At 68.4% G+C, this 10,385-nt stretch carries 5 protein-coding genes; 2 read left to right on the top strand and 3 right to left on the bottom strand.

Translation table 11 applies throughout. The features are described from left to right. Positions 1 to 176 precede the first annotated feature (176 nt). Together ACYP5B_RS52945 and ACYP5B_RS52940 are read left to right on the top strand one after the other, a co-directional pair. On the top strand, positions 177 to 878 hold the full coding sequence (locus tag ACYP5B_RS52945) for a response regulator (protein WP_400100023.1): 702 nt from the start codon (positions 177 to 179) through the stop codon (positions 876 to 878). Continuing rightward, complete coding sequence (locus ACYP5B_RS52940) at positions 871 to 2,298, top strand: sensor histidine kinase (RefSeq protein ID WP_459575492.1); 1,428 nt, start codon at positions 871 to 873, stop codon at positions 2,296 to 2,298. Before ACYP5B_RS52945 ends, ACYP5B_RS52940 begins: the two co-directional genes overlap by 8 nt. 29 nt (positions 2,299 to 2,327) lie before the next feature. On the opposite strand, the gene ACYP5B_RS52935 is transcribed toward ACYP5B_RS52940, so the two are convergent. Genes ACYP5B_RS52935 through ACYP5B_RS52925 form a run of 3 tightly spaced genes read right to left on the bottom strand, consistent with a single transcriptional unit; the run spans position 2,328 to position 10,264 of the window. Then, positions 2,328 to 3,827 carry an efflux transporter outer membrane subunit gene (locus tag ACYP5B_RS52935; RefSeq protein WP_400100020.1) on the bottom strand — a complete coding sequence of 500 codons (1,500 nt, stop codon included), beginning with the start codon at positions 3,825 to 3,827 and terminating at the stop codon, positions 2,328 to 2,330. Continuing rightward, a complete protein-coding gene (locus ACYP5B_RS52930) occupies positions 3,828 to 7,124 on the bottom strand; it encodes an efflux RND transporter permease subunit (RefSeq protein ID WP_459575523.1) in 3,297 nt (1,098 codons plus the stop codon). Further along, positions 7,124 to 10,264, bottom strand: coding sequence for an MdtB/MuxB family multidrug efflux RND transporter permease subunit (locus ACYP5B_RS52925; RefSeq protein WP_459575491.1), 3,141 nt, complete (start codon positions 10,262 to 10,264; stop codon positions 7,124 to 7,126). Before ACYP5B_RS52925 ends, ACYP5B_RS52930 begins: the two co-directional genes overlap by 1 nt. Positions 10,265 to 10,385: the final 121 nt, after the last annotated feature.

The raw sequence follows: 10,385 nt of genomic DNA, 5'->3' as shown, positions 1-10,385 counted from the left end.
GTGGCTCAGCTAGGAGCCACTTGACGCGGAGCCCGTGGTGTTGTCCAGCACGACGGCGGTATTTGAAGCGCCCGCCCTCTCCCCCGGCCCCTCTCCCGCCATGCGGGAGAGGGGAGCAAACCATGCGCATGGCATAGCGTGACGCCAGCTGGAAACAAGCAGGAGAAGACCTTTCCATGAGAGTACTGCTGGTCGAGGACCACGATGAACTGGCCACCTGGGTGATGCAGGCGCTGCGCGCGCTGCATTTCACCGTGGAGCGCGCGGCCGACGCGGCCAGCGCGGAATCCTTGCTGTTCAGCACGCACGCCGGCAGCGCGGGCGGGGCCGGCAGCGACTACGCGCTGGTGCTGCTGGACCTGACCCTGCCCGACCGCGACGGCCTGGACCTGCTCGCGCGCCTGCGCGCTCGCGGCTGCCGCGTGCCGGTGATGATCCTGACCGCGCGCGGCGAGGTGGGCGACCGGGTCAAGGGCCTGGATCTTGGGGCCGACGACTACATGGCCAAGCCCTTCGACCTGGCCGAGTTCGAGGCGCGCGTGAAGGCGCTGCTGCGCCGCGCGCGCCAGACCGAAGCGCCGCTGGTGGTGTGCGGCGGCCTGGGCTTCGATACCGTGTCGCGCCATTTCCAGGTGGGCGGCGTGCCGCTGGCGCTGACGCCGCGCGAGCATGCGGTGCTGGAGATCCTGATGACGCCGCCGGGCAAAACCGTCAGCAAGGACCGCATCTACGCCAGCATCTTCACCCTGGCCGACGACACCCAGCCGGATGTGATCGAGGTCTACGTGCATCGCCTGCGCCGCAAGCTCGAAGGCTCGGGCGCCGCCATCGTGACCCTGCGCGGGCTGGGCTACGTGCTGGAGCCCAGCGGTGGCTGAACCGAGCAAGCGCGCCGCCAGCCTGCGCGCGCGCCTGCTGTGGTGGCTGATCCCGCCCATGCTGGTGCTGCAGGCCGTATACGGCGTGGTGGCTTACTCCAATGCGCTGGAATCCGCCGACCTGGCCTATGATCGCACCTTGCTGGCATCGGCGCGTAATATCTCCGAGCGCATCACGCTCACCCCGGAAGGCGTGCGCGTGGACGTGCCGTACATCTCGCTCGATACGTTCGAGGTGGGCATGAACGCCACGATGTTCTATCGCGTCAGCGGCGTGCATGGCGAGTTCGTCTCGGGCTACGACGACCTGCCGCCGTTCGATGCCAGCCAGCCCCGCACCAAGCTGTATCCCGCGCTGGTGAGCTTCTACGACCGCACGTACCGTGGCCAGCCGATCCGCATCGCCGCGCTGCGCCAGCCGGTGATGGACGCCAGCGGCACGCACGGCGGCATGGCCTTGATCGAGGTCGGCGAAACCCTCGACTCGCGCCAGGCGCTGACGCGCAACATCCTGTTCGATGTGCTGTGGGGCCAGCTGATGCTGGTGCTGGCCGCGGTGCTGGTGATCTGGCTGTTCACGCGGCGCGCGCTGGCGCCCCTCGATGCGCTGCGCGAAGAGGTGGCGCAACGCCAGCCCGGCGCCACCACGCCGCTGTCGCTTGACAGCGCCCCGCGCGAGGCCGCGCCGCTGGTGGTGGCCATGAACGGCTATATGGCGCGGCTGGAACAGGTGCTCGCCGCGCAGCGCCGCTTTATCGCCGACGCCGCCCACCAGCTGCGCACGCCGCTCGCGGTGCTGCACACGCAAGCCCAGCTGGCCGCGCGCGAGCACGATCCCGACGAGCAGCGGCGCATCGCGCAGGGCCTGGCCGAAAGCACCGCGCGCATGGCCGCGCTGGCCGACCGCCTGCTGTCGATGGCGCGCGCGGCGCACGGCGGGGCCGAGGCGCCGCGCGCGCTGGATCTCGCGGCGTTGGTGAAAGAGGTCTGCCTCGAACTCACGCCCGCCGCGCGCACGCGCCGCATCGACCTGGGCTTCGAGGGCGAGTGCGTGCAGCAAGTGCTCGGTACCGACCTGCTGCACGAGCTGGTGACCAACCTGGTCGACAACGCGCTGCGCTATACGCCATCGGGCGGCGTGGTCACGGCGCGTGTCTTGCGCGATGGCGAAGCCGTGGTGCTGGAAGTGGAGGACGACGGCCCCGGCATTCCCGTCGCGCAACGCGCGGCGGTGCTGGAGCCGTTCTACCGCGGCAAGGCGGCGGGTTTGACGGCGCTTGGTGAGGCGGCGCCCGCGGGCTCGGGGCTTGGCCTCACCATCGTGCGCGACATCGCTGCCGCGCATGGCGCGTCGCTGGCGCTGCTGGATGGGGCGCGGGGCAAGGGCCTGCTGGTGCGGGTGTGCTTCCCGCCGGCATAGGGCGGCGGCAAGTCTCCCATGGCTACGCGCTACTGCGTTGCCGAGCCGCTGGGCGCCGTGCCAGCCGGCGCCGTATTCGACGCGCTATCCGTCTCGATATGCCACCCGCCACCCAGCGCCTTGATCAGCACCGAGCTGGTCGTGTACTGGCGGCCTGCAATGGTCAGCGCGGTGCGCTCGGCCGTATAAGCCGTAGTCTGCGCGGTCAGCACATCCAGCAGGCTGGCGGTACCGGCGCGGTAGCGGTTGTTGACCAGCGCCAGCGCATCGCGCGCGGAGCGCAGCGCGTCGTTCTGCACCGCGAATTCCTGCTCCAGCAGCCGGGCGGCGGCCAGGTTGTCCTCGACTTCCTGGAACGCGGCTAGCACCGTCTGGCGGTAGTTGGCCACGGCCTGGTCGTAGGCGGCCACCGCTTGCGCCTTGGCCGCGCTGCGCAGGCCGCCGTCGAACAGCGTGCCGGCCAGCGCCGGGCCGATCGACCATACGCGGTCCGGCAGCGACAGCCAGCGCGCCAGCGTGCTGGCGGAAAGCCCGCCGGTGGCCGACAGCGACAGCGTCGGGTAATAAGCCGCCTGCGCCACGCCGATCTGGGCGTTGGCCGCGGCCATGCGGCGCTCGGCCGCGCCGATATCGGGCCGGCGCTCCAGCAGCGCGGACGGCACCGCGATGGGTACGCGCGGCACGGCGGCGGCGTAGTCCTGCGGCGCGATGGAGAGGTCGGCTGGTGGCCTGCCGGTCAGGATGGCCAGGGCGTGCTCGAGCTGCGCGCGCGTGATCTGGATATCGATCTGCTGCGCCTGGGCGGACTTGAGCTGGGTCTCGGATTGCAGCACGTCGGAGCGCTGGGCGGTGCCGGCCGCGTACTGGTTGCGTACCAGCTGCAGTGATTTTTCGTAGTCGACCACCGTGCGGTCCAGCAAAGCCTTCTGCTGATCGGCGATGCGCAGCAGGAAGTAGCTTTGCGCGAGCGTAGCCTGCGTGGACAACAGCGTCGAGGCCAGGTCGGCCTGGCTGGCCTGCGCGCTGGCTTCGCTGCTTTCCACCTGCCTGCGCACGCGGCCCCACACATCGATTTCCCAACTGGCCGACAGCGAGGCGCTCTGCCCGTTGCCGATCTGGCCGTTGCTGCCGCGCGCGCGGTCGAGCGCGGCGGAGGCGCCCACCGTGGGGAAATAGCCCGCGCGCGCCGATTGCAGCGCGGCGGCGGCCTGACGGTACTGTGCCTCGGCGGCCTTGATGTTCTGGTTCGACACCTTCACCTGCGCCATCAGCGCGTCGAGCTGCAGATCGTTGAACACCGCCCACCAGTTGCTGCGCGCGCTGGCATCCTGCGGCTCGGCCGGTTTCCACTCGCCCCACTGCGAGGTGTCGGCGGGTGCTTCCTTGAAGGCCGGGGTGGACGGTGCGTCGGGCCGCTTGTAGTCGGGACCCACGGCGCAGCCGCCCAGCAGCACGGCGCAGGCTACCGTCAGCGCGGTCGCCGGGAAGGAGAGGGTAGGGAGGCGGAGAAAAGCGTTCATGGATCGCATTCAGGGTTCGAGGCTGGCCGTGGCCGGAGGCAGGGCGGAGCGGCGCTGGCGCCAGGCTTTCACCTTCAGGCGCCAGCGGTCCAGCGTCAGGTACACCACGGGCGTCGTGTACAGCGTCAGCAACTGGCTGACCACGAGCCCGCCGACGATGGAGATGCCCAGCGGCGCGCGCAGCTCGGCGCCGTCGCCGTGGCCGATCGCCAGCGGGATGGCGCCGAGCAGGGCGGCCATGGTGGTCATCAGGATGGGGCGAAAGCGCAGCAGGCACGCACGATAGATGGCGTCGTGCGGCGACAGGCCCGCGCGCCGCTCGGCGTCGATGGCGAAGTCGATCATCATGATGGCGTTCTTCTTGACGATGCCGATCAGCAGGATCACGCCGATCAGCGCGATGATGCTGAAATCCGTGCCCGAGGCCAGCAGCGCCAGCAGCGCGCCGACGCCGGCCGACGGCAGCGTGGACAGGATGGTGAGCGGATGCACATAGCTCTCGTACAACATGCCGAGCACGATATAGATGGTGATCAGCGCGGCCAGGATCAGCAGCGGCTGGCTCTTGAGCGAATCCTGGAAGGCCTTGGCGCTGCCCTGGAAATTGGCCTGCAGCGTCTCCGGCACGCCGATGCGCGCCATCTCCGCCTTGACCGCGTCGGTGGCCTGCGACAGCGAGACCCCTTCGGCAAGGTTGAAGGAAATGGTGGAAGCGGCGAACTGGCCCTGGTGGTTGACGCCCAGCGGCGTGCTTGTGGGCGCGAAGCGCGCGAAGGCCGACAGCGGCACCCGCTTGCCGCCACCGGTGACCACATAGATATCCTGGAGCGCATGCGGGCCCTGAAGGTACTCGGGGCTGAGCTCCATCACCACCCGGTACTGGTTGAGCGGGTTGTAGATGGTGGACACCAGGCGCTGGCCAAAGGCGTCGTTGAGCACGGCATCGATCTGCTGCGCGGTGACGCCGAGCTTGGACGCGGTATCGCGGTCGATGATGACTGAGGTCTGCAGGCCCTTGTCGTTGGTGTCGGTGTCCACGTCTTCCAGCCCCTTGAGGTTGGAGATGGCCGCACGGACCTTGGGCTCCCACTCGCGCAATACGTCGAGGTCGTCCGACTGCAGCGTGAACTGGTAGGCCGAGCTGCTCTGCCGGCCACCGATGCGGATGTCCTGCACCGAGGTCAGGAACAGGCTGGCGCCGGGCTCCTTGGCCAGCTTGACGCGCAGCCGGGCCACGATGGCGTCGGCCGATTCGCGCTCGGAGATCGGCTTGAGCGTGACGAACATCTGGCCGGTATTGCGCTGCGAGCCGCCGGTAAAGCCGGTCACGTTGACCACCGCCGGGTCGGACTGCACGATCTTGATGAAGTTATCGAGCTTGGGGCGCATGGCCTGGAACGAGGTGGCCTGGTCGGCGCGGATAAAGCCGATCAGGCGCCCCGTATCCTGCTGCGGGAAAAAGCCCTTGGGCACGATGGTGTAGAGCCAGACATTGAGGCCGATGGTCGCCAGCAGCACCAGCCACACCAGCGCGCTGTGGCGCAGTGCCACCGCCAGCGTGCGCGAGTACCCGTCGTGCATCCAGGCGAACACGCGCTCGCTGGCGCGGTAGAAACGGCCTTGCTTCTCGGGGCGTACCGGCTTGAGCAGCCGCGCGCACATCATCGGCGTGGCGGTCAGCGAGACCACCAGCGACACCAGGATCGCCACCGACAATGTGATGGCGAACTCCTGGAACAGGCGTCCGACGATGCCGCCCATCATCAGCAGCGGGATGAATACCGCGATCAGCGACAGGCTCATCGACAGCACCGTGAAGCCCACCTCGCGCGAGCCCCTGAGCGCGGCTTCGAGCGGCTTCATACCCTCCTCGATATGGCGCGAGATATTCTCCAGCACCACGATGGCGTCATCGACCACGAAGCCGGTGGCGATGGTCAGCGCCATCAGCGACAGGTTGTTGAGCGAGAAGCCCGCCAGGTACATCACCGAGAAGGTGCCGATCAGCGACACCGGCACCGCCACGCTGGGAATCAGCGTGGCGCGCACATTGCGCAGGAACAGGAACACCACCATGATCACCAGCGCCACCGAGATCATCAGCGTGCGCTCCACCTCGCGCAGCGAACCGCGGATGGTGGGGGTGCGGTCCATCATCACTTCCATCTTGATGGCCGACGGAATCATCTGCTGCAGCGACGGCAGCATCGCGGTCACACGGTCGACGGTTTCGATGATGTTGGCGCCGGGCGAGCGGTTGAGCACCAGCAGCACCGAGGGCTGGCCGTTGGCGGAGCCGGCATTGCGGATGTCCTGCACCGAGTCGGTCACGTTGGCCACGTCGGCCAGCCGCACCGGTACCGAGAAGGCGTTCGGGCCGCGGCTGGTGGCGTTGCCGCCGGTGGCGCCGGTGGAAATGGTGGTGGTGCCGCTGCTGGTGGTCAGCGTCGTGGTGGTGACGCCGTTGACGGTCTTGGTGCTGACGCCACCGCCCGCGGCAGCGTTGGCCGTGCTGGCGATCAGCGCGCCGGCCGAGGCCGACGAGAAGGTGCCGGGGGTGGCGTAGCGGACGATCAGCGGCATGTAGTCCGCCGCCTTCATGGCCTGGTCGTTGGCGTAGACCTGCCAGTTGGTGGTGGCGTTTTCCAGCGTGCCGAGCGGGCGGTTGGCATTGGTGGCGCTGATGGTGTTGCGCACATCCTCCAGCGAGATGCCGTACTTGTTGAGCGCCGTGGGGTTGAGCTCCACCCGCACCGCCGGCAGCGACGAGCCGCCGATGGTGACCTGGCCCACGCCCTCGATCTGCGACATCTTCTGCGCCAGGATGGTCGAGGCCGCGTCGTAGAGCTGGCCGCGCGTCATGGTGGGCGAGGTCAGCGCGATGATCATGATCGGCGCGTCGGCCGGGTTGACCTTGCGGTATGTCGGATTGCTCGGCAGGCTGGTGGGCAGCGTGGCGCGCGAGGCATTGATGGCGGCCTGCACGTCGCGCGCGGCGCCGTCGATGTCGCGCGAGAGCTCGAACTGCATCGTGACGCGGGTCGAGCCCAGCGAGCTGCTGGAGGTGATCTCCGTCACGCCGGCGATGGCGCCCAGGGCGCGCTCCAGCGGCGTGGCCACGGTAGCGGCCATGGTCTCGGGGCTGGCACCGGGCAAGGAGGCGGACACCGAGATGGTGGGGAAATCCACCTGCGGCAGCGGCGAGACCGGCAGCAGCCGCAGCGCCGCCAGCCCGGCCAGCAGGATGCCGATGGTCAGCAGCGCGGTGGCGACCGGGCGATGGATAAAGGTGGCCGACAGGTTCATCACGGCCTCGGCTCGGGTGCGGGGCCGCCGGTTTCATCGCCGCCGCCGGTGTCGCCATACCGGCGCCGGCGCCAGTCCTTGAGGCGTGCTGCCACGCTGTCGAACGCCAGGTAGATCACCGGCGTGGTGAACAGCGTCAGCACCTGGCTGACCAGCAGGCCGCCCACCATGGTGATGCCCAGCGGGCGGCGCAGCTCGGAGCCGATACCGGTGCCCAGCATCAGCGGCAGCGCGGCCAGCAGTGCCGCCATGGTAGTCATCAGGATCGGGCGGAAACGCAGCAGGCAGGCTTGGAAGATCGCGTCGCGCGGTTTCATGCCGCCCTCGCGCTCGGCTTCCAGCGCGAAGTCGATCATCATGATGGCGTTCTTCTTGACGATACCGATCAGCAGGATGATGCCGATGATCGCGATGATGCCCAGGTCCTGGCCCGAGACCAGCAGCGCCAGCAGCGCGCCCACGCCGGCCGACGGCAGGGTGGAGAGGATGGTCACCGGGTGGATGGTGCTCTCATAGAGCACGCCCAGCACGATGTACATCGTGATCACCGCGGCCAGGATCAGCCACAGCGTGTTGGACAGCGAAGCGCGGAAGGCCAGCGCGGCACCCTGGAAATCGGTCTGCATCGAAATCGGCAGGCCGATTTCCTGCTCCACCTTGGTGATCTTGTCGACCGCGGCGCCGAGCGATTCGCCCGAGGCCAGGTTGAACGAGATGGTGGCGGAGGGGAACTGGCCCTGGTGGTTGATCACCAGCGGGCCGGTGCGCTCGCTGATGTGCGCGAACGCGCCCAGCGGCACCTGCCCCCCGGAGGAGGAGGGCAGGCGCAGCTCCGCCAGCGACTGCGGATCGGTGCGGAACTGCGGCATGGCCTCCAGCACCACGCGGTACTGGCTCGATTGCGTGAAGATGGTCGACACCAGGCGCTGGCCGAAGGCGCTGTACAGCGCGCTGTCGATCACCGCGGTGGTGATGCCGAAGCGCGCCGCGGCGTCGCGATCGATATCCACATAGGCGCGCAGGCCGTTGTTCTGCTGGTCGCTGGCCACGTCGCGCAATTCGGGCTCCTGCTTCAGGCGCTCGACCAGCCTTGGCACCCAGGTGGCCAGCGTCGCCGGGTCCGGGTCCTGCACGGTGAACTGGTACTGGGTGCGGGAGACGCGGTCCTCGATGGTCAGGTCCTGCACCGGCTGGGTGTAGAGCGAGACGCCGCCGAGTTTGTCGACCGCGGCCTGCAACCGGCGCGTCACGTCCTCGATGGAATCGCTGCGCGCATCCTTTGGCTTCAGGTTGATCAGCAGGCGCCCGGCATTGAGCGTGGTGTTGGTGCCGTCCACGCCGATGAAGGAGGACAGGCTTTCCACTGCCGGATCTTCCAGCACCACCTTCGCCACCGCTTGCTGCTTGAGCGCCATGGCCGGGAACGAGGTGGTCTGGGAAGCCTCGGTAATACCCTGGATCACGCCGGTGTCCTGCACCGGGAAGAAGCCCTTGGGCACCAGCATGTACAGCAGCACGGTCAGCACCAGCGTGCCGACGGCGACCAGCAGGGTGGTCTTCTGGCGGTCCAGCACCCAATCCAGGGCGCGCCCGTAGCTGGCGATCACGTTGTCGAAGAAGCGGCCGGTGGCGAGATGGAAGCGCGACTGCTTTTCCTCGGGCACATGGTGCAGCAGGCGCGCGCACATCATCGGCGTGAGCGTTAGCGAGACCACCGCCGAGATCAGGATCGAGACCGCCAGCGTGATGGCGAACTCGCGGAACAGGCGTCCCACCACATCGCCCATGAACAGCAGCGGGATCAGCACGGCCACCAGCGAGAACGTCAGCGAGATGATGGTGAAGCCAATCTGCTTGGATCCCTTGAGCGCCGCCTCCATGGGCGGATCGCCTTTCTCGATGTAGCGCATGATGTTCTCGATCATCACGATCGCATCGTCCACCACGAAGCCGGTGGCGATGGTCAGCGCCATCAGCGTCAGGTTATTGATCGAGAAGCCTGCCAGGTACATCACGCCGAAGGTGCCTACCAGCGAAAGCGGCACCGCCACGCCCGGGATGATGGTGGCGGGCACATTGCGCAGGAAGACGAAGATCACCATCACCACCAGCGCGACGGCCAGCAGCAGCTCGAACTCCACGTCGCGCACCGAGGCGCGGATGGTGGTGGTGCGGTCGGTCAGCAACTGCACCTTGACCGAGGCCGGCAGCGCGTTCTGCAATTGCGGCAGCAGGGCCTTGATGCGGTCCACCACCTCGATCACATTGGCGCCGGGCTGGCGCTGGATGCTCAGCACGATGGCCGGCTTGTCGTTGGCCCAGACCGCCAGGCGGCTGTTCTCGGGCCCGTCGATGATATTGGCCACATCGGTGATGCGGATCGGCGCGCCGTTCTGGTAGCCGACGATGATCTGGCGGTACTCGTCGGCGGACTTGAGCTGGTCGTTGGCGTCGATGGTGGAGGCGCGCGCGGGGCCGTCGAAGCTGCCCTTGGCGCCGTTGACGTTGGCGCTGCCGATCGCCGTGCGCAGGTCGTCGATCGACATGCCGAGCGCGGCCAGCGCGGTCGGGTTGGCCTGGATGCGCACCGCCGGGCGTTGCCCGCCGCTGATGCTCACCAGCCCCACGCCCTGCAGTTGCGAGATCTTCTGCGCCACGCGCGTGTCCACCATGTCCTGCAGCTTGGGCAGCGGCATGGTGTCGGACGTCATGGCCAGTGTCATGATCGGCGCGTCGGCCGGGTTGACCTTGCTGTACACCGGCGGCATCGGCAAGTCCGCCGGCAGCAGGTTGCCGCCCGCGTTGATGGCGGCCTGCACCTCTTGCTCGGCCACGTCCAGCGACAGCGTCAGCTCGAACTGCAGCGTGATCACCGAGGCGCCGCCCGAGGACGACGACGACATCTGCTTCAAGCCCGGCATCTGGCCGAACTGGCGCTCCAGTGGCGCCGTGATGGACGAGGTCATCACATCCGGGCTGGCGCCCGGGTACAGCGTGGTGACCTGGATGGTCGGGTAGTCGACCTCCGGCAGCGCCGACAGCGGCAGCAGCCTGAAGGCCACCAGGCCCGACAGCAGGATGGCGACCATCAGCAGCGCGGTGGCGACCGGCCGCTCGATGAACAGGCGTGAGGGATTCATGCTGGGTCCTTACTGTGGCCGCTGGGGCGCCGCGCCCGCCGGGGCACCAGCGCCGCCACCGCCATCCGTTGCTGCCGCGCTCGCGCCGTCGCGGTGACGCCGGCCTTCGCCGTGCACGCCG

The sequence above is a fragment of the Cupriavidus sp. 8B genome (genome assembly GCF_054589115.1).
Note: the sequence above shows the minus strand (reverse complement) of the source record. Positions and strands in the feature narration are given on the sequence as shown.

Bases quoted from the DNA above. Each gene is read 5' to 3' on its own strand.
- ACYP5B_RS52945 (WP_400100023.1), top strand. From the start codon at position 177: ATGAGAGTACTGCTGGTCGAGGACCACGATGAACTGGCCACCTGGGTG.
- ACYP5B_RS52935 (WP_400100020.1), bottom strand. From the start codon at position 3,827: ATGCGATCCATGAACGCTTTTCTCCGCCTCCCTACCCTCTCCTTCCCG.
- ACYP5B_RS52930 (WP_459575523.1), bottom strand. From the start codon at position 7,124: ATGAACCTGTCGGCCACCTTTATCCATCGCCCGGTCGCCACCGCGCTG.
- ACYP5B_RS52925 (WP_459575491.1), bottom strand. From the start codon at position 10,264: ATGAATCCCTCACGCCTGTTCATCGAGCGGCCGGTCGCCACCGCGCTG.